Source organism: Comamonas odontotermitis (assembly GCF_040396735.1).
Lineage (GTDB): Bacteria > Pseudomonadota > Gammaproteobacteria > Burkholderiales > Burkholderiaceae_C > Comamonas > Comamonas odontotermitis_C.
In genome coordinates this window covers 511,059-529,681 of the sequence record NZ_JBEBNZ010000001.1, presented here as the reverse complement: position 1 = coordinate 529,681, position 18,623 = coordinate 511,059, and the positions used below count along the sequence as shown (strand labels likewise).

General features: G+C 61.6%; 16 protein-coding genes. 7 read left to right on the top strand and 9 right to left on the bottom strand.

What is annotated here, in order from left to right:
• Positions 1-63 precede the first annotated feature (63 nt).
• Positions 64-696 carry a c-type cytochrome gene (locus tag ACH2DG_RS02270; RefSeq protein ID WP_395024086.1) on the bottom strand — a complete coding sequence of 211 codons (633 nt, stop codon included), beginning with the start codon at positions 694-696 and terminating at the stop codon, positions 64-66.
• An 86-nt stretch (positions 697-782) separates the two neighbouring features.
• Between ACH2DG_RS02270 and yihA the strand changes: the two genes are divergently transcribed.
• Positions 783-1,490 (top strand): ribosome biogenesis GTP-binding protein YihA/YsxC, encoded by a 708-nt coding sequence (gene yihA / locus ACH2DG_RS02265; RefSeq protein WP_395024085.1) that lies wholly within the window; start codon positions 783-785, stop codon positions 1,488-1,490.
• 138 nt (positions 1,491-1,628) lie between these two features.
• Here the strand turns inward: yihA and ACH2DG_RS02260 are convergent, their stop codons facing one another.
• Positions 1,629-2,498 carry a lysophospholipid acyltransferase family protein gene (locus tag ACH2DG_RS02260; RefSeq protein ID WP_395024084.1) on the bottom strand — a complete coding sequence of 290 codons (870 nt, stop codon included), beginning with the start codon at positions 2,496-2,498 and terminating at the stop codon, positions 1,629-1,631.
• Positions 2,491-3,351, bottom strand: coding sequence for a lysophospholipid acyltransferase family protein (locus ACH2DG_RS02255; RefSeq protein ID WP_395024083.1), 861 nt, complete (start codon positions 3,349-3,351; stop codon positions 2,491-2,493). Before ACH2DG_RS02255 ends, ACH2DG_RS02260 begins: the two co-directional genes overlap by 8 nt.
• Positions 3,352-3,483: 132 nt before the next feature.
• Between ACH2DG_RS02255 and metK the strand changes: the two genes are divergently transcribed.
• Positions 3,484-4,671 (top strand): methionine adenosyltransferase, encoded by a 1,188-nt coding sequence (gene metK / locus ACH2DG_RS02250; protein WP_395024082.1) that lies wholly within the window; start codon positions 3,484-3,486, stop codon positions 4,669-4,671.
• Positions 4,672-4,740: 69 nt separating this feature from the next.
• Here metK and ACH2DG_RS02245 read toward each other — a convergent pair whose 3' ends face one another.
• Positions 4,741-5,424 carry an NUDIX domain-containing protein gene (locus ACH2DG_RS02245; RefSeq protein ID WP_395024081.1) on the bottom strand — a complete coding sequence of 228 codons (684 nt, stop codon included), beginning with the start codon at positions 5,422-5,424 and terminating at the stop codon, positions 4,741-4,743.
• 165 nt (positions 5,425-5,589) lie between these two features.
• On the opposite strand from ACH2DG_RS02245, the gene ACH2DG_RS02240 reads away from it, so the two are divergent.
• From ACH2DG_RS02240 to ACH2DG_RS02220, 5 genes are all read left to right on the top strand, one after another.
• Positions 5,590-6,447 (top strand): cysteine hydrolase, encoded by an 858-nt coding sequence (locus tag ACH2DG_RS02240; protein ID WP_395024080.1) that lies wholly within the window; start codon positions 5,590-5,592, stop codon positions 6,445-6,447.
• 69 nt (positions 6,448-6,516) lie between these two features.
• Positions 6,517-7,704 (top strand): nicotinate phosphoribosyltransferase, encoded by a 1,188-nt coding sequence (gene pncB / locus ACH2DG_RS02235; RefSeq protein ID WP_395024079.1) that lies wholly within the window; start codon positions 6,517-6,519, stop codon positions 7,702-7,704.
• 76 nt (positions 7,705-7,780) lie between these two features.
• Positions 7,781-9,481, top strand: coding sequence for an NAD+ synthase (locus ACH2DG_RS02230; RefSeq protein ID WP_395024078.1), 1,701 nt, complete (start codon positions 7,781-7,783; stop codon positions 9,479-9,481).
• Between the two features lie 105 nt (positions 9,482-9,586).
• Complete coding sequence (locus ACH2DG_RS02225; protein WP_395024077.1) at positions 9,587-10,645, top strand: bifunctional nicotinamide-nucleotide adenylyltransferase/Nudix hydroxylase; 1,059 nt, start codon at positions 9,587-9,589, stop codon at positions 10,643-10,645.
• Between the two features lie 69 nt (positions 10,646-10,714).
• Positions 10,715-11,197 carry a GNAT family N-acetyltransferase gene (locus tag ACH2DG_RS02220; protein WP_395024076.1) on the top strand — a complete coding sequence of 161 codons (483 nt, stop codon included), beginning with the start codon at positions 10,715-10,717 and terminating at the stop codon, positions 11,195-11,197.
• A gap of 30 nt (positions 11,198-11,227) precedes the next feature.
• Here ACH2DG_RS02220 and ACH2DG_RS02215 read toward each other — a convergent pair whose 3' ends face one another.
• The 5 genes from ACH2DG_RS02215 to ACH2DG_RS02195 form a co-directional block, all read right to left on the bottom strand.
• Positions 11,228-12,484 carry a Zn-dependent hydrolase gene (locus ACH2DG_RS02215; protein WP_395024075.1) on the bottom strand — a complete coding sequence of 419 codons (1,257 nt, stop codon included), beginning with the start codon at positions 12,482-12,484 and terminating at the stop codon, positions 11,228-11,230.
• A 16-nt stretch (positions 12,485-12,500) separates the two neighbouring features.
• Entirely contained in the window at positions 12,501-13,967 is a 1,467-nt protein-coding gene (gene hydA / locus ACH2DG_RS02210; RefSeq protein WP_395024074.1) for a dihydropyrimidinase, read from the bottom strand.
• Between the two features lie 47 nt (positions 13,968-14,014).
• The gene (locus ACH2DG_RS02205) at positions 14,015-15,520 is read right to left on the bottom strand and encodes an NCS1 family nucleobase:cation symporter-1 (protein ID WP_395024073.1); all 1,506 of its coding nucleotides are present in this window, start codon (positions 15,518-15,520) and stop codon (positions 14,015-14,017) included.
• A gap of 107 nt (positions 15,521-15,627) precedes the next feature.
• Positions 15,628-16,950: an NAD-dependent dihydropyrimidine dehydrogenase subunit PreA gene (preA, locus tag ACH2DG_RS02200; protein ID WP_395024072.1), complete on the bottom strand. Its 1,323-nt coding sequence runs from the start codon at positions 16,948-16,950 to the stop codon at positions 15,628-15,630.
• Between the two features lie 43 nt (positions 16,951-16,993).
• The gene (locus ACH2DG_RS02195; protein WP_395024071.1) at positions 16,994-18,355 is read right to left on the bottom strand and encodes an NAD(P)-dependent oxidoreductase; all 1,362 of its coding nucleotides are present in this window, start codon (positions 18,353-18,355) and stop codon (positions 16,994-16,996) included.
• Between the last annotated feature and the right edge of the window lie 268 nt (positions 18,356-18,623).

Here is an 18,623-nt window from a genome sequence, read left to right as displayed (position 1 = left end):
CTGCCAGGGATAACCCGTAATCCCTGAACTGCCAGGGACGATTCCCCAACAGCGCGGAGGCGATCAGCGCAGGCCGGCGATGTAATCTGCCACCGCCTGGATCTCCTTGTCGTTCATTTTGGCGGTCACTCCCGTCATCTGGATGCTGTTGTTGCGTTTGCCATCACGGAAGTCATGCATGGTCTGAACCATATAGTCCGCATTCTGACCCGCCAGACGGGGGTATTGCGCCGGGATACCCGCACCATTGGGGCTGTGGCAGCCGGCGCAGGCGGCGATCTGGCGGTCAGGCAAGCCTCCGCGGTAAATGCGCTCGCCCAGAGCCACGGTATCCTTGCTCTTGGCAAAGCCCAGCTTGCCCGGCTTGCTGGCCAGCCAGTGCGAGATATTGCGCATATCGCCATCCGTGAGGCCAGCAACCATGCCTTGCATCACGGGATTGCTGCGCTTGCCGCTCTTGAATTCTTCCAGTTGCTTGATGAGGTATTCGGGGTGCTGCTGCGCCAGCTTGGGATTGATGGCAATGGAAGAATTGCCGTCTGCATTGTGGCAAGCCGCGCAGACGGCGGTGTAGGAGGCCTCGCCTTTGACCAGATCCGGCTTGGCAGTTTTGGGCGCGGCCTCCGATGCCGAAAATGCAGAAACGGACGAAAAAGCCAATACAGCAGTCGTCAACAGGGAGGCGATCAACTTCATATCGAGGGTCTTTATCTGGTTTATATGCACACGGCCGGAACGACCGGCTCCTACAATGCTACCTTAGATGAATTCAAAAACATATGATGACAATGCCTAGTACCTCCCCAGCCGTTGCAGACGCGCCAAACATTGATGGCAAGTCTGCCATGGGATGGATGCACACTGCGCGCTTTTTGACAACGGCAGCCCAGTTACATCAACTGCCCGTCATCGATGTGCCCGAATTTGCCTTCGTGGGCCGCTCCAATGCAGGAAAATCGACCTCGATCAATACATTGACGCAACAGAACCAGTTGGCGTTTGCATCCAAGAAACCGGGACGCACCCAGCACATCAATTTGTTTGCGCTAGGCAAGAAGGGCGTGACCGATGCCGTGCTGGCCGACTTGCCGGGCTACGGCTACGCTGCCGTGTCGCGCGAAGACAAGCAGCGCTGGCAGCAGGTGATGGTGAACTACCTCGTCAGCCGCCCCAGCCTGACTGGCATCGTGCTGCTGTGCGACCCGCGCCTCGGACTGACCGAGTTGGACGAGGCATTGCTCGATATCATTCGCCCACGCGTCGAACAAGGCCTGAAATTTCTGGTTTTATTGACGAAAGCCGATAAATTGACTCGCGCCGAGCAGGCCAAGATTCTGTCGATCACCAAGCTCAATGCCGGTGGCGGCGAAGTGATGATGTTCAGTGCGCTCAAGAAGCAAAACGTGGACAAGGTGGCCCAATTGCTGTGGCAGTGGTCTCATCCGGAAGGCGTTGCAAGCGCAGAACCTACCCCGCAGTCCCAGACATAAACCCAGCCCGACACCTTGCAGCTTGGGCCGGCTGCATTCCGCAGCTTCCTCTGGTCAGTCCGCATCTCAACGCAACTTCCTTAAAACTGCATTTTTAATAGCATTCTGCGCTTAGCGGAAGAGCGCCATATGCTATTTTTATTGGTAGACCGACGCTTCTCCCTCCGGCCGGGTCTTGAAGCGTTTGTGGACCCAGTAGTACTGCGGCACCATGGTGCGGATCTGCGCCTCCAGCTCCCGGTTCTGGCGCGTGGTGTCGGCCACCACATCATCCGTCGGGAAGTTCTGCCATGCGGGCGAGATCGTCACCTCATAGCCTGCAGGCGTCAGGCGGGTGTACATGCCGATCACCTTGGCACGGCCCAGCTTCGCAAAACGTGACAAGGAAGGAATCGTCGCGGCAACCTGGCCGAAATACGGCACAAACAGCGAATCGCTCGGGCCGAAATCCATATCCGGCAGCAGATACAGGAGGCCATGGTCCTTGCGCAGGCTGGCGATGATCGGCTTGACACCATCGTCACGGTTGAGCATGCGCACATCGCCAAAGCGCTGGCGGCCCTGGCGGATCCAGGCATCTACATCGGCATTGGGTTGGGTGGAAAAGATGGAGGTGAACGGCCGGCTGCAGTAAATGGTGAGCGCCGTGCCCCCTGCGTCCATGCCATAGAAATGCGGCGCGAACATGATGGTGGGGGTATCACCCTCCAGCTCTTCGAGCGCGCCTGTCATCCGGGTGCGCTTTTCCACCGTCTTTTGTGGCGCAAACCACAGCCAACTGCGATCGAGCCACGTTTGACAGAAGACAACAAAACTCTCTTTAACCCACTCCGTGCGCTGAGCAAGCGATGCCTCCGGAAAGCACAGCTTCAGATTGCGCAAGGCGATTTTTCGGCGCGAGGGCACCAGATAGAACAGAATGCGCCCCAGACACCAACCGATGCCGCGCAATACCGACAGGGGCAGATGCGACATCAACCACATCCAGCCAATAAACAACTTACCCATGCTTGTGACTTTCTGGCGGCGCCGAGACCATCCCCCGGGGCTGCTTGTAGCGCGCATAGCCCCACAGATACTGCTCGGGGCTCTCGCGGATCAAGCGCTCCATCTCCTGGTTGATCTGCAGCACGGCTGTATCCATATCGGCGGCCAAAGGCTCGGCCAGCTTGTGTACATACAGATCAAAACCCTGCCCCCATGGCCGGCGCACACAGCGCGCCAATATAACAGCCGCACCCGTCTGCTGGGCCAGCTTGGCGGCCAGCGTCATCGAATAGGCGGGCTTGCCAAAGAACGGCGACCAGATGCCCTGACCATCGGGAGGCACCTGGTCAGGGAGCAATCCCACACTGTGTCCCTGGCGCAAGGCCTTGATCATCTGGCGCACGCCCGCCATGGTGGTGGGTGCAGACTCCAGCCCGGGGCGGGATCTTGCGGTCTCCATCAATCTGGCCAGCCATGCCTGGCGTGCCGGGCGGTACAGCACCGTGATCGGCCCGTGCACCACGCCCCAGCGCCGGGCCATGGCCTGCGCCGACAATTCAAAACAGCCCATGTGTGGCGTCAGGAAGACGATGCCCTTGCCTGCGGAAATACCGTCATCGATCACCTCCGCACCATGCATCTCGCACGGCAGCGGCTGGCCAAACCATAGGCGTGGCACCTCGGCCACCATGCGCCCGGCATGGGCAACGGCGCGGCGCACTTCGGCAAATGAATACCCCGCCTGCGCCGCGTTGGCTACAAAGCGCCGTCGGTAGGTGGGTGAGACGGCGAAAGTGACCCACCCCATGGCGGCACCCAACCCATGCAATAGCCACAATGGCAGTGCAGCAAACAGTCGAAACAAGAAAGGCATTACAATAAGGGAGTCGCTGAGTTAAAGAGCAACTTGCAGGGCGACTTTAAAACAAAACTGCTAAAGCGTTCGCCAAGCTCCTGAAGGACTCGGGCAACGCAATTGCCCAAGTACTGAAGGAGTTTTTTATTTATGGCAAACAGCGATTTTCTCTTCACTTCGGAATCGGTCTCTGAAGGCCATCCCGACAAAGTGGCTGACCAGATCTCCGACGCGATTCTGGACGCTATTTTCACCCAAGACCCGCACAGCCGCGTGGCGGCCGAGACACTGACCAACACCGGTCTGGTGGTATTGGCAGGCGAAATCACGACCGGCGCCAACGTGGATTACATCCAGGTGGCGCGTGACACCATCAAGCGCATCGGCTACGACAACACCGATTACGGCATTGACTACAAGGGCTGCGCCGTGCTCGTGGCCTATGACAAGCAAAGCCAGGATATCGCCCAAGGTGTGGACAAGGCGAGCGATGACGAGCTCAATACCGGTGCTGGTGACCAGGGCCTGATGTTTGGCTACGCCTGCGACGAGACGCCCGAGCTGATGCCCGCGCCCATTTACTACGCGCACCGCCTTGTGGAACGCCAGGCCCAGTTGCGCAAGGACGGCCGCCTGCCTTTCCTGCGCCCCGATGCAAAGAGCCAGGTGACGATGCGCTATGTGGACGGCAAGCCCCACAGCATTGACACGGTGGTGCTGTCGACCCAGCACAGCCCTGACCAGTCGGAGACTGCCACCAAGATGAAGGCCAGCTTCACCGAAGCCATCATCGAAGAGATCATCAAGCCCGTGCTGCCCAAGGAATGGCTGCAGGACACCAAGTACCTGATCAACCCGACCGGCCGCTTCGTCGTTGGTGGCCCTCAGGGCGACTGTGGCTTGACCGGCCGCAAGATCATCGTGGACACCTACGGCGGTGCCTGCCCCCACGGCGGCGGCGCCTTCTCGGGCAAGGATCCAACGAAGGTGGATCGCTCGGCCGCCTACGCTGCCCGCTATGTGGCAAAGAACGTGGTGGCTGCAGGCCTTGCACGCCAGTGCCAGGTGCAGGTGGCTTACGCCATTGGCGTGGCACGCCCCATGAACATCACCGTGTACACCGAAGGCACCGGCGTGATCCCCGACGCGGAAATCGCCAAGCTGGTGGCTGCGCACTTTGACCTGCGCCCCAAAGGCATCATCCAGATGCTGGACTTGCTGCGCCCGATCTACAGCAAGACCGCTGCCTACGGCCACTTTGGCCGCGAAGAGCCTGAGTTTACGTGGGAGCGGACCGATAAAGCGGCGCTGCTGCGCGCTGCTGCAGGCTTGAAGTAAATTTTCCGGCCTCTCTGCAATCCGCCTGGAGCAATCCTGGCGGATTTTTTATTGAGCCGCCTCGGTCCGCTATAGCCCCCGGACACTCAGCGCCAGCTGTTGCCGAAAGGCCGGCCGCACCCGATGCAGTTGCGCCGGGCGATGGGCGCCTCCGGCCTGCATTTCACCCGGCACGGGCTCCAGCATGCCCAACTCGTCCATCTTGCGCCGAAAGCTCACCTTGTTCAAAGGCTCGCCCAGAATGCCCTCATACACCTGTTGCAGTTGCGGCAGCGTGAAGGCCTCCCCAAAAAAATGCACAGGCAACGATGAATACTGACTCTTGCTGCGTACGCGTGCCAGCGCCGCCTGCAGGATCAGCCCATGGTCAAACGGCAACTGGCCGGGCGCATTCACGGGCACGATCTTCATATCCGAGCGCTGCGCGGGCAATCTCTCCTGCGGAATCAGTGCGCAATAGGCAATCGCCACCGACCAGCCACGCGGATCGCGCGCCGGGCCGGTGAAAGTGGCCAATTGCTCCAGGTAGGCATCCTCGATACCCGCCTTGGTGCGCAGCACGCGCACTGCGCTGGCATGGGCATCGGCGTCCTCGTCCGCATGGATGTATCCGCCCGGCAAGGCCCAGACGCCAGCAAACGGTGCGCGGGCGCGCTGCACCAGCACCACGCTCAGCACGCCCTCCACCAGCGTGAGCACCACGACATCCACGCTGGTCAGCACATGGGCATGCGCCGTTTCACTTTGCTTCATTTTTGTACCAAGTATTTCTTATGAAGCAAGAGTATGCCCCCGCCACCCCCAGGCATCAATATGCATGCATCATTCTCCTCATGAATATGCCCTGCCTTGCTTCACTTAGTTAGTTGCAAAATTATTCTAACTAGCATAGACTGCAATACATCGAAGGAGATGGACATGCGCCACCGCACACAGTTACTCATCATCGACCCGCAAAACGACTTTTGTGATCTGCCTCAGGACTGGTGCCCCACCACTGCCGCAGCCAGCATGCCTTTTGCTCCCAGCCTGCCGGTGGCAGGTGCCCATGCAGACATGCAACGCCTTGCGCAGTGGATCAGCCACCAGAGCGAGTGGCTGGACAACATCACCATCACGCTCGATTCCCACCAGGCCTATGACATTGCGCACCCCGCTTTCTGGCAGCAGGGGGACGGCAGCGCGGTACAGCCCTTCAGCGCCATCACGGCCGATCAGGTGCGTGCTGGCAGTTTCACGCCCCGCAACGCTGCAGAGCGCAATCGCACACTGGCCTATCTCGATACGCTGGAGGCCCAGGGCAGCTACACCTTGATGGTATGGCCGCTGCACTGCGAGATCGGCAGCATCGGCCACGGCGTGCATGCCGATGTACTGGACGCCTGCCGCCACTGGCAGACTGCACGCCAATGCGCTGTGCGCCATGTGTTTAAAGGCATGAATCCCTTCACCGAACACTACAGCGCCATCCGCGCGGAAGTGCCCGATCCGCAAGACCCGGAGACCGGCCTGAACACCGCCCTGCTGCAGCATCTGGCGCAGGCGGACACCCTGGTGATTGCCGGTGAGGCGAGCAGCCACTGCGTGCGCGCCACCACCGAGCACATCGTGCAGAACATCGGCACCTTGTGGGGGGGAGACGACTTCTCGCGCATGGTGCTGCTGACCGATTGCATGAGCCCGGTTGCAGGTTTTGAGTCTGCGCAAGAAACCTTTTTGCAGCAGATGCGCGCCATCGGTGTACGCTGCACCACCAGCACTGCTTTTGGCTTATAGGTATTTTTGGCCTTTGGCGCTTGATGGATAAGCGCCAATAGCTCTCATTTTGATAGAGAAAGACGCGGTATGCAGCCCATCATCACCAGCCTGCTCGACACCGATTTGTACAAGTTCACGATGTGGCAGGCCATGCTGCACCGCCATCCGCAAACCCAATCCACCTACCGCTTTGTCTGCCGCTCGACGCCCGAGTTTCCGCTGGTGGATCTGCTGGACGAGGTGCGATCCGAGATTGACGCGCTGTGCACGCTCAAGTTCAAGAAGGACGAGCTCGATTACCTCGCCAGCCTGCGCTTCATGAAAAGCGATTTCATCGATTTTCTGCGCATCTTCCAGTTCCAGCGCGACTTCATCGAGGTAAAGGCCGACGGCAGCAGCCTGCACATCGTCGCCAATGGCCCACAGGTGCATGTGATGGGCTTCGAGATTTTTGTGCTGTCCATCGTCAACGAGCTGTATTTTCGCCGCTTTGACCAGGCCTCTGCCCTCGCCGAAGGACGCAGACGCCTGGGAGCAAAAATAGTGCGCCTGCAGGAGCTGGCGCAGGAAGCCAGGCACCGCCATCCCTTCGAGTTGTTTGATTTCGGCGTGCGTCGGCGTTTCTCTGGCCCCTGGCAGCGCGAGGTGGTGCAAGCCTTTGCCAGCCAGACGGCACAGTGGTTCAAGGGCACCTCGAATGTGCTGCTGGCACGCGACCTGAACCTGGTGCCCATCGGCACCATGGCCCACGAATACCTGCAAAGCTACCAGGCCCATGGCGTGCGCCTGCGCGACTTCCAGATCGCCGCGCTCGAAGACTGGGTGCAGGAATACCGTGGCGACCTGGGTATCGCACTGACCGACACCGTTGGCATGGACGCCTTTCTCGCCGACTTCGACATGTACTTTGCCAAGCTGTTCGATGGCCTGCGCCACGACTCAGGCGATCCCAAGGAATGGGGTGAAAAGGCACTGGCGCACTATGCCAAGCTGCGCATCGATGCCAACTCCAAGCGCCTGGTGTTCTCCGATGGCCTGACGCTGGACGCCGCGCTCGATCTGTACCAGCACTTTGCCGACCGCATCCAATGCGGCTTTGGCATCGGCACCCAACTGGCCAACGACATGGGGCTCAAGCAGCTGAACATCGTGATGAAGCTCACCCACGCCAATGGCCAGCCCGTGGCCAAGCTCAGCGACAGCCCGGGCAAGACCTTGTGCGACGACGAAACCTATCTGGCGTACCTGAAACAGGTCTTCCACGTGAAATATTGAATCGACCATCCCGCCACCGGAAGCTAACAGAACGACCGGTGGATGGGAACATGGGAGGAAATGGAAGGAAATGGCCATGCTCAAGATCACCCTTGCCCAACTGGACCTGACCGTGGGCGACATCGACGGCAACATCGATCAGATGGTGCAGGCTGCCCAGAAGGCGCAGGCAGATGGCGCGCAACTGGTGGTCTTTCCCGAGCTGTCGATCACCGCCTACTATCCCGGAGACCTGCTCGACGAACCCGAGTTTCTCGCCCGCGTGGATGCCGGCATTGCCCGCCTGCGGGAAGAGACCCGCAAGCTGCCCGGCCTGTACTGGGTAGTGGGCGCGCCCACCCGCCGCCAGGGCCCCGGCAAGCAGCTGCACAACAGCCTGCTGGTGCTGCAAGACGGCACTGTGCGCCTGCAGTACGACAAGCAATTGCTGCCCACCTACAACATCTTTGATGAGCGCCGCCATTTCGAGCCGGGGCGCGACGCTGCCAAGGTACTGCGGATCGGCAATGCACAGGTGGGCTTTCTGATCTGCGAAGACGGCTGGAACGACAGCGGTGCCGACTACGCCACCAACCCCTTCGAGCGCATGGCGGATGCTGCACCCGACGTCGTCGTCAGCATCAACGCCAGCCCCAGCCACCTGGGCAAGCGCGAGCAGCGCCACCAGATCTTCAGCGAAGCGGCCACCCGCCACGGCCTGCCCATTCTCTACGTCAACCAGATCGGCGGCCAGGACCAGATCGTGTTCGATGGCGCCTCGTTTGCCGTGCAACCCGGCGACGGCATTGTGTGGGAGGCCCCTCGCTTTGCAGAAGCCACCTGCACCCTGGGCTTTGACAATGGCCAGTTCCGCAGCTCCAGCGGCCAGGCCACGCAACGCCCGGCCATACAGGGGCTGCCGACCATGGAGTTCTACCGCCAGCAGATCATCCTGGGGCTGCGCGATTACGCCCGGCGCTGCGGCTTCCGGCAAGTGGTGGTGGGCAGCTCCGGCGGCATTGACTCGGCCCTGACGCTGGCGCTCGCCACCGAAGCGCTCGGCCCCGACAATGTCGTCGGCATCACCATGCCGTCGCGCTACTCATCCAGCGGCTCGGTGGATGATTCCGTCGCACTGTGCCGCAACCTGGGCATTGCGCTCAAAACCCACCCAATAGCAGATTTGGTGGCCGGTTACAGCGCGCAGTTCGAGCGCAGTTTTGAAGCACCGCTGCAAGGCCTGCCACTGGAAAACCTGCAGGCACGCATTCGCGGCACCATCCTCATGGAATACAGCAATGCTTTCGGCCACCTGCTGCTGACCACGGGCAACAAGTCGGAAATCTCGGTCGGCTACTGCACCCTGTATGGCGACACCAACGGCGGCCTGGGCCTGATCGGCGACCTGTACAAGACCGAGGTCTTCGCGCTGTCACGCCACATCAATGACAGTGCGGGCCGCGAAATCATTCCGCAAGCCATCATCGACAAGGCACCCTCTGCAGAACTGGCCCCGGGCCAGAAAGACGAGGACAGCCTGCCGCCATATGAAATCCTCGACGAGATCTTGAAGATTCTCATCGAGGGCCAGCGCCTCTCCACCCAGGAGTACACAGCCGCCTGCGTCTTTGTCGGCAACCTGCAGATGACGGAAAACGGTCGCGCCATGGTAGCCAAGGTGCAGCGCATGGTGCACCGCAGCGAGTACAAGCGCAGGCAGGCTCCGCCGATACTGCGCGTGCGCCCCCGCGCATTCGGCACCGGCCGCCAAATGCCGATTGCGGCATGGTATCCGTGACACCCCGGAGCACGGCCGCTACCCAGCCTCTTCCCTCCGGGCCTTCCGCATGGGGGGCCGTGCCAGCTTTGGAAATTGCAACCGCAATGCACCGACAATGACACCATGAGCCCTACGACCGACACCTATGACCTCGCCGTGCTGATCGGCCGCTTTCAGCCCCCTCACCTGGGCCACCTGGCCTTGCTGCAACAGGCACTGGCGCGTGCGTCCCGAGTCATAGTGGTGCTGGGCTCGGCCATCCAGGCGCGCAGCCCCAAGAACCCCTTCACCTGGCAGGAGCGCGCGCAAATGTTTGCAGGCGCGCTCAGCCCCGCCGATGCCTTACGTGTGGAGTTTGTGCCCATCCGTGATTACTACGACGAGCCACGCTGGGTGACTGCGGTGCGCGAGGCCGTTACCAGCCACAGCCAGCCCGGCGCACGCATTGGCCTGGTGGGCCACTTCAAGGATGCAAGCAGCAGCTACCTCGCGCATTTCCCCGGCTGGGAGCTGGTGAGCCTGCCACGCCAGAACAGCATTGATGCCACCCCCATCCGCGATGCCTACTTTGATGCGCCGGCTGCCGGGCCAGCAGGCGACTTGAGCCCGCTGAAAGAGATGCTGCCCGCCAGCTCGCTGGAGTTTCTGCAGCGGTTCAACCAGACGCCTGCGTATGCGGAGCTGTGCACCGAATGGCAGATGCTGCGCAAGTACCGCCAATCATGGTTGGCCGCACCCTACCCGCCGGTCTTCGTCACCGTTGATGCCCTGGTGCGTTGCGGCAACGAAGTGCTGGTGATCCGCCGCGGACATGCCCCAGGCAAAGGCCTGCTGGCGCTACCCGGTGGCTTTCTGGAGCCGCGCGACACCCTGTGGCAATCCTGCCTGCGTGAACTGCAGGAAGAGACCCACTGCGCGCTGGAAGAGCCCAGCCTCCGCGCCGCACTGCAGTCGGTCACCGTGTTCGACCACCCGGACCGCAGCCAGCGCGGCCGCACCATCACCCATGTGCATTACTTTGACCTGAAGCAGAGCCCCAAGCCCGCCGTGCGTGCCGATGACGATGCGGCAGAAGCCTTCTGGCTCAGCATCGACGCCATCCGTGCGCGCGAGGCAGAGTTCTTTGAAGACCATTTCCAGATTCTGCAGAAGCTCCTGGTGCCCAGTTTCACTGCGTACTGAAAGCAGAGCCCCTATCGCCGCGCTTCAAAGCATCCAAGACTACATCCATTTCACCAAGACCGATTGACCATGTCCGCCCTCCACATCCGCCCTGCCACCATCCACGACACCGAAACCATTCTGCGTTTTGTGCGCGACCTTGCCGTCTATGAAAATGCCGAGCAGGAGGTGCTCTCGACACCCGCCCATGTGCACAAGACCATGTTCAGCGAAGGCGCGACGGCACATGGGCTGATCTGCGAGCAGGATGGCCGCGCCATCGGGTTTGCGGTTTACTTCTTCAACTATTCCACCTGGCAGGGGCGCAATGGCCTGTACCTGGAAGACCTGTATGTAGACCCGGCCCATCGCGGCAGCGGTGCAGGCAAGGCCATCCTGCGGCATCTGGCCCGCATTGCGGTCGAAAAGGACTGTGGCCGCTTCGAGTGGAGCGTGCTCGACTGGAACACGCCCTCGATCCAGTTCTACGACAGTCTGGGTGCCAAGCCGCAGAGCGAGTGGATTCGCTACCGTATGACCGGCCAGGCCCTGCACGATCTGGCGCAGGCCTGAACTGCACACGCCGCGCAGTTCCTCAAGGGCTTAGCGTCCCGCCCGCTCCAGCATGGCGTGCAGCAGCACATTGCAGCCGGCCGTGATGTGCTCGGGCTTGGCATCCTCGATCTCGTTGTGCGATATGCCGTCCTTGCAGGGAATGAAGATCATGCCCGCAGGCGCCAGACGCGCCATGTAGACGGCATCGTGGCCCGCGCCGGAGACGGCATCCATGTGTGAGTAGCCCAGCATCTGCGCACCGCGCCGCACGGCATCGACGCACTCGGCGTTGAAAGGCTGCGCGGTATAGCTGGACACCAGATCGATCTTGATCGGCAGCCCCGTTTCTCGGCTGATACGATCGGCCACCGCACGAATGTCCTGGTCCATGGCTTCGCAATCGGCATCGGTCGCATTGCGCAGGTCGATGCTGAATTTCACCTCGCCCGGAATCACATTGCGGCTGTTGGGGTGCACATGCACCATGCCCACCGTACCGCGTCCGTGCGGTGGGTGGCGGTGCGCGCAGGCCACCACCTCCTGCATCACCTGGGTGGCGACCTGGAGCGCGTCCTTGCGCAGCGCCATGGGGGTGGGGCCGGCGTGCGCCTCCATGCCGGTGACGGTGCAGTCGTACCAGCGAATGCCCAGCACGCCGGTCACCACGCCAATGGTCTTGTCGTGGTCTTCCAGCACCGGGCCCTGCTCGATGTGGGTTTCGAAGTAGTAGCCAATGGGATGGTCGCCCGGCTCCTGCGGGCCGATGTAACCGATGCGCGCAAGCTCGTCCTTCACGCTCTTGCCTTCGGTGTCCTTCGCGGCATAGGCATGCTCCAGCGTGAATGCCTTGGCAAAAACGCCCGAACCCATCATCACCGGCACAAAGCGGGAGCCTTCTTCATTCGTCCAGAATGCCACCTCGATCGGCGCTTCCGTCTCTATGCCGTGGTCGTTGAGCGTACGCACCACCTCGATGCCTGCGAGCACGCCGTAGTTGCCGTCGAACTTGCCGCCCGTGGGCTGGGTGTCGATGTGGCTGCCCGTCATGATGGGTGGCAGGCTGTTGTTGCGGCCGGGGCGGCGCATGAAACCATTGCCGATCTTGTCGATGGTAACGGTCATGCCTGCATCCTGCGCCCAGCGCGTCACCAGGTCGCGTCCCTGGCGGTCGAGGTCGGTCAGCGCCAGACGGCACACGCCTCCCTTGGCAGTAGCACCAATCTGGGCCAGTTCCATCAGCGAATTCCAGAGCCGCTCTCCGTTGACGCGCAACTGGCTGGTATCGGTCTTCACTTTCGTGTCCATGTTCGATCTCCTTGTTTCATTGCGCGCGAGCAACGGCAGTGGGCGCCATCTCCTGCGCGCGCTTTTGCACCGCCTGGAAGTTGGGGCCAAACGCCGGCCGCTTGAAATACTGGCCTGCATTCTTCTCGGCCCGCAGATCGCCGTTGGCATACACGATCTTGCCGCGGCTGATGGTGTGGCTGGGCAGGCCGGTCACCTGTCGGCCCTCAAAGATGTTGAAGTCGCCCTTGGAGTGCTGGGTTTTCACCGACAGCGTCTTGGTGGCCTTCGGATCCCACAGCACCACATCTGCATCTGCACCTGCGCCGATGAAGCCCTTGCGCGGATAGACGTTGAACAGTTTGGCCGTGTTGGCCGAGGTAATGGCGACGAACTCGCTGGGCGTGAGGCGCCCTGTATTCACACCGGCATCCCACACCACGGCCATGCGCTCTTCAACGCCGCCGGTGCCGTTGGGCGTCTTGGCAAAGTTATCTTTGCCAGCTGCCTTTTGCGCAGCGCAGAAAGTGCAGTGGTCCGTTGCCGTCGTGTGCAGGTGCCCGGCCTGCAGGCCGCGCCACAGCGCTTCCTGGTGCTCCTTGGGGCGGAACGGCGGGCTCATCACATAGGCGGCGGCAGTGGCATAGTCTGGATGGCGGTACACGCTGTCGTCAATCGTCAGATGGCCCGCCAGCACTTCGCCATAGACGCGCTGGCCACGTGCACGGGCACGGGCAATGGCATCTGCCGCCTCGATGCAACTCACATGCACCACGTAGATGGGAACGCCCAGCACGTCGGCAATCGCAATGGCGCGGTTGGCTGCCTCGGCCTCGACCATCGGCGGGCGCGACAGCGGATGGCCTTCAGGGCCGGTGATGCCCATGCGCGCTACCTCCTGCTGCAGCAGATAGACCAGTTCGCCGTTCTCGGCGTGCACAGTAGGCATGGCGCCCAGCTCCAGCGCACGCCGGAAGCTGTTGACCAGCGTTTCGTCGTCGCACATGATGGCGTTCTTGTAGGCCATGAAGTGCTTGAAGCTGTTGATGCCCTCATCGCGCACCAGCACCCCCATGTCCTCGCGCACCTGATCGCTCCACCAGGTCACGGCCACATGGAAGGAATAATCGGATGCCGCCTTTTCCGCCCAGCCGCGCCACTTGCGGTAGGCATCCATCAGCGGCTCCTGCGGATCGGGAATCACAAAGTCGATGATGCTCGTGGTGCCGCCGGCAAGGCCTGCTGCCGTGCCGGTGAAGAAATCGTCGGCGGTGACCGTGCCCATGAAGGGCAGCTGCATGTGCGTGTGCGGATCGATGCCGCCGGGCATCACATACTGGCCGCTGGCGTCGAGTATTTCGGTGCCCGAAGGTGCCTGCGCCGCAGCCCCCTCGCCCACTGCAACGATCTTGCCGTCGGCCAGCAGCACATCGGCACGCTCTTCGCGGTCTGCGTTCACTACGGTGCCACCACGAATCAGAAGGGGGCGGCTGGCTGTGCTCATCATGTCTCTCCTTTGCATTCACGTCACAAAAATCGCGCAGGCCCCACTCACGCTCGCCGCAATGCGGCCTGCGAAGCCACAACATGGCTTGCCATGCCGATGCGGTACACCACGCCTGCAATGAAGAGGCCAATGAACCACGCATACGCATACAGATCCTTGAAGATGGTCCCCACGTTCGGGAAGCTGGCGGGAAACGCCGCATTCAGAAAGCCCGGAATATTGGGCGCCACACCGCAGGCGAATGCGGCAATGGCCACCCAGTTCCAGCCGCCCGAATAGCTGTACTTGCCGCCTTCGCGGTAGAGCTCAGACACATCGAGCTGTGTGCGGCGGATGAGGAAGTAATCCACCATCAAGATCCCGGCAATGGGCCCCAGCAGTGCGGAATATCCAATCAGCCAGGTGAAGATGTAGCCCTGGGTCGACTCCAGAATCTTCCAGGGCATCATCAGGATGGCAATCGCCACCGTGATGTAGCCGCCTGTACGGTAGCTGATGCGCTTGGGGTCGAGCGCAGAGAAGTCGTAGGCCGGCCCCACCAGGTTGGCAGCCAGGTTGACGCTCACCGTATCCACCAGCAGCACGATGAGCGCAATGAGCACCGCAGCTCCGGTCATGCGCGCAGCCACATCCACTGGATCCCATAGGGCCTTGCCGTAGATGACGACGGTGGCCGAGGTGACGATCACCGCCAGTGCCGCCAGCAACCCCATGGGCACGGGCAGACCGATGGCCTGGCCCACCACCTGGTCACGCTGTGACCGGGCAAAACGGGTGAAATCAGGAATGTTCAGCGCCAGTGTGGCCCAAAAACCGATCATGGCCGTGAGCGACGGCCAGAAAGTACCCCAGAACTGGCCCGCCTTGGCTTCGCCCGGGGCAAATGCGGACGGCTTGTCCAGAATCGGACCAAATCCGCCGGCCTTTTCATACACCCACCACAGCAGCACAAAGCAGATCACGATCTTGGCCGGTGCCGTATAGGTTTCGAGCTTGCGAATGGACTCGATACCATGCACCACAAAATAGAACTGAATGGCCCAGAAGACCAGGAAGCAGATGAGCTGCGCGATGTTGATGCCCAGGCCCGCAATCTTCTCGCTCTCCAGCGGATGGCCAATGATCACACCCAGCAACGTATAGATCATCAGGCCGCCGAACCAGGTCTGGATACCGTACCAGCCGCAAGCCACCAATGCGCGCAGAACCGCCGGGAGCTTTGCACCCCGCGTGCCAAACGAAGCGCGTGCCAGCACCGCATAGGGAATGCCATATTTGGCGCCCGCATGCCCGATGAGCAGCATCGGTACGAGCACGATCACGTTCGCGATGAAGACGGTCATGACCGCCTGCATGGCCGACATGCCGCCCTCCACCAGGCTGGCTGCCAGCGTGTAGGCTGGAATGCACATCACCATGCCTATCCACAACGCCGTGAAGTGGTACCACGTCCACGTTCGCTGCGATGCTTGCGTAGGTGCGAGGTCGTGGTTCCAGAGACCACCGGCTGCACTGCCAGCGGCATCTCCTGCTTGCGCGTCATGGGACATTGCTCACTCCTTGAGAGGTGTTTTCAATACGTTCTAATCATCCAAATCCAAAATCTTGCGCTCCATCCTGTAGGCACTTCTGACAAAGCAAAAAGCGCGCCAGCCATTTATGGCGCGACCTGCGCCGTCACCCGAGCGGGGTTGTTGGGGTGCGTCGTCCAGTTGGCGTACTCGCCCGTCACGGCTTTGCCGGTGCGCAGGTCCACCTCGCCGGGCTGAAGGCTGCGCATCGAGATCGTGTCGGGCACCGGGCAGATCGAGACGCACAGGTTGCAGCCCACGCATTCGGCTTCGTTCACCTCAAAGCGGCGTTCACCCGCCTCGCCCTTGTTATAGAAGATGGCCTGGTGCGAGGTGTCTTCGCACACCACATGGCAGCGCCCGCACTGGATGCAGCTATCCTGGTTGATCACCGCCTTGTCGATGTGGTTGAGGTTCAGGTCCTTCCAGTCCTTGACGGTGGGCACCGCACGGCCACAGAAGTCATCGATGGTCTTGAAACCATGCGAGTCCATGTAGTTCGACAGGCCATCGCACATGTCCTGCACGATCTTGAAGCCATACACCATGGCGGCGGTGCACACCTGCACCGTGCCGCAACCCAGCGCAATGTATTCGGCCGCGTCCTTCCAGGTGGTGATGCCGCCAATCCCCGAGATGGGCAGACCCGCAGTCTGCGGATCGCGGGCGATCTCGGCCACCATGTTCTGGGCAATCGGCTTGACGGCTGGGCCGCAGTAGCCGCCGTGCGAACCCTGTCCGTCGGTGCTGGGGTGCATCACCAGCGTATCCAGGTTCACGCCCATCACCGAATTGATGGTGTTGATCAGCGACACCGCATCGGCCCCGCCCGCCTTGGCCGCCCGCGCCGGAAAGCGCACATCCGTGATGTTGGGCGTGAGCTTCACGATCACCGGCAGGCGGCTGTAGTGCTTACACCATTCGGTCACCATCTGGATGTACTCAGGTACCTGGCCAACGGCGGCGCCCATGCCGCGCTCACTCATGCCGTGCGGGCAGCCAAAATTCAGCTCGATACCATCGGCGCCGGTGTCTTCAACCATCGGCAGGATGCGCTTCCAGCTCTCTTCCACGCAGGGCACCATCAAAGATGCAATCAGCGCGCGGTCCGGCCAGGCCCGCTTCACCCGGGTCATCTCTTCCAGATTGACCTTCAACGGCCGGTCGGTGATCAGTTCGATGTTGTTGAGGCCCACCACGCGCCGGTCCTGCGACAGGAGCGTGGAATAACGCGGCCCGTTGACGTTGACCACATGCGGGTCTTCACCCAGCGTCTTCCAGACCACACCGCCCCAGCCTGCTTCGTAGGCGCGGGTGACGTTGATTTCCTTGTCGGTGGGAGGCGCAGAGGCCAGCCAGAAGGGATTGGGGCTGCGGATACCCAGGAAATTGCTGCGAATATCGGCCATGACGACTCCTTGATTCAGTGGAAACGGTGCGTATTGCGCGCTGTCATGCGCTGATGCCGACTTCGCGCATCAGCATGCGGTGCATGGCTGCAGCGGCGCGTTTGCCATGCTCCACAGCCTCCACCGTCAGATCGCGGCCGCCCCACCGGCAGTCACCGCCAGCCCACACCCGCTCCACGCTGGTCTGGCCGTCATCGTCCGTCTCAATCCGTCCCCCCTTGAGGGCGACACGCGAGCCCGCAGGCTCCGCGATATAGCTCTGCCCGATGGCCTTGAGCACCATGTCGGCGGCAAGCACCGTAGTCTCCCCAGTGTTCTGCAGCTTGCCATCCACCTGCTGCGTGCTTGCCAGACGGATGCCGGTAACTGAGCCGTTTTCCACCAGCACCTCTTGCGGCGCTGCCCACAGACGGATCGTCACGCCATGGGTCTGCGCCCATTGCTGCTCCACAGCCGACGCCGACATGGCGTCCTGTCCTCGCCGGTAGACGATGGTAACTTCTTCTGCGCCCAGCAGGCGGGCCTGGACGGCGGCGTCCACCGCCGTCATGCCGCCGCCGATCACCACTACCCGACGGCCCACCGGCACCGTGGATTTGTCGGAGGCCTGGCGGATATCGGCAATGAAATCGACCGCGTTGCGCAAGCCCTGGGCCGCTGGCTCGGCAATGCCCAGATCATTGACACCGGCAAGGCCCAGGCCCAGAAACACGGCGTCATGGCTGGCCAGCAGGCTGTCCAGGGTAAAGTCGCGGCCCAACCGCTGGTTGTTGCGCGGAGCAATGCCGCCCACCGACAGCAGCCAGTCAATTTCCTTCTGCGCAAAATCATCGGTCGTCTTGTAGCTGGCAAGACCATACTCATTCAAGCCGCCGAGCTTGGGCTTGGCGTCCAGCAGGCTCACATCGTGGCCTTGCAAGGCCAGCAAATGGGCGCATGCCAGCCCTGCAGGGCCCGCCCCCACCACGGCCACCTTCTTGCCCGTGGGGTCGGCCCGCTTGAACAGTGGCGCACCTCCTGCAGCCATGAACCGGTCGGTTGCGTAGCGCTGCAGCGCGCCGATTTCCACCGGCTTGTCCTCATTGGTGTTGCGCACGCAGGCCTGCTCGCACAGCACCTCGGTGGGACACACCCGGGCGCACATGCCGCCCAGCGGATTCGATTCGAGAATGGTTTTGGCTGCGCCCCGGATATTGTCCTGCGCGATGCGGGCAATGAAGCTGGGCACATCGATGCTGGTGGGACAGGCCGTGGCACAGGGCGCATCGTAGCAGTAATAGCAGCGCTCGGCTTCGATCGATGCCTGCGCCCACGTCAGCGGCGGGTGTGCATCGGAAAAATTGTCGGCGTATTGATCCGCGCCAAGCCGTCCTGCGCGCACACCGCATCCCTTGGATCCGTCCATGACTCATCCTCCTCGACCGGGTTATCAGCACCAGTTCGAGCGGCGTCGTGACTCTGCCGCCTTCCCAGCGCCATCGCATCCACAACTCACCAAGCAGACCGGAATGCTGCGCAATCCGTCCGCCTCCAAAGCTGCACCAACCGGGGAGGGTTCATCAGGCCCTCATCGTGGGTGTTTTGTCTTTCTGCGCTGCTGTTGTCGCAACGCTGTTGAAATCCATTAAAAGCCTTATTAAAGTTTTACGCACTGGTAAAAACACTAGCATTGA

Bases quoted from the DNA above. Each gene is read 5' to 3' on its own strand.
- ACH2DG_RS02270 (WP_395024086.1), bottom strand. From the start codon at position 696: ATGAAGTTGATCGCCTCCCTGTTGACGACTGCTGTATTGGCTTTTTCG.
- yihA (WP_395024085.1), top strand. From the start codon at position 783: ATGACAATGCCTAGTACCTCCCCAGCCGTTGCAGACGCGCCAAACATT.
- ACH2DG_RS02260 (WP_395024084.1), bottom strand. From the start codon at position 2,498: ATGGGTAAGTTGTTTATTGGCTGGATGTGGTTGATGTCGCATCTGCCC.
- ACH2DG_RS02255 (WP_395024083.1), bottom strand. From the start codon at position 3,351: ATGCCTTTCTTGTTTCGACTGTTTGCTGCACTGCCATTGTGGCTATTG.
- metK (WP_395024082.1), top strand. From the start codon at position 3,484: ATGGCAAACAGCGATTTTCTCTTCACTTCGGAATCGGTCTCTGAAGGC.
- ACH2DG_RS02245 (WP_395024081.1), bottom strand. From the start codon at position 5,424: ATGAAGCAAAGTGAAACGGCGCATGCCCATGTGCTGACCAGCGTGGAT.
- ACH2DG_RS02240 (WP_395024080.1), top strand. From the start codon at position 5,590: ATGCGCCACCGCACACAGTTACTCATCATCGACCCGCAAAACGACTTT.
- pncB (WP_395024079.1), top strand. From the start codon at position 6,517: ATGCAGCCCATCATCACCAGCCTGCTCGACACCGATTTGTACAAGTTC.
- ACH2DG_RS02230 (WP_395024078.1), top strand. From the start codon at position 7,781: ATGCTCAAGATCACCCTTGCCCAACTGGACCTGACCGTGGGCGACATC.
- ACH2DG_RS02225 (WP_395024077.1), top strand. From the start codon at position 9,587: ATGAGCCCTACGACCGACACCTATGACCTCGCCGTGCTGATCGGCCGC.
- ACH2DG_RS02220 (WP_395024076.1), top strand. From the start codon at position 10,715: ATGTCCGCCCTCCACATCCGCCCTGCCACCATCCACGACACCGAAACC.
- ACH2DG_RS02215 (WP_395024075.1), bottom strand. From the start codon at position 12,484: ATGGACACGAAAGTGAAGACCGATACCAGCCAGTTGCGCGTCAACGGA.
- hydA (WP_395024074.1), bottom strand. From the start codon at position 13,967: ATGAGCACAGCCAGCCGCCCCCTTCTGATTCGTGGTGGCACCGTAGTG.
- ACH2DG_RS02205 (WP_395024073.1), bottom strand. From the start codon at position 15,520: ATGTCCCATGACGCGCAAGCAGGAGATGCCGCTGGCAGTGCAGCCGGT.
- preA (WP_395024072.1), bottom strand. From the start codon at position 16,950: ATGGCCGATATTCGCAGCAATTTCCTGGGTATCCGCAGCCCCAATCCC.
- ACH2DG_RS02195 (WP_395024071.1), bottom strand. From the start codon at position 18,355: ATGGACGGATCCAAGGGATGCGGTGTGCGCGCAGGACGGCTTGGCGCG.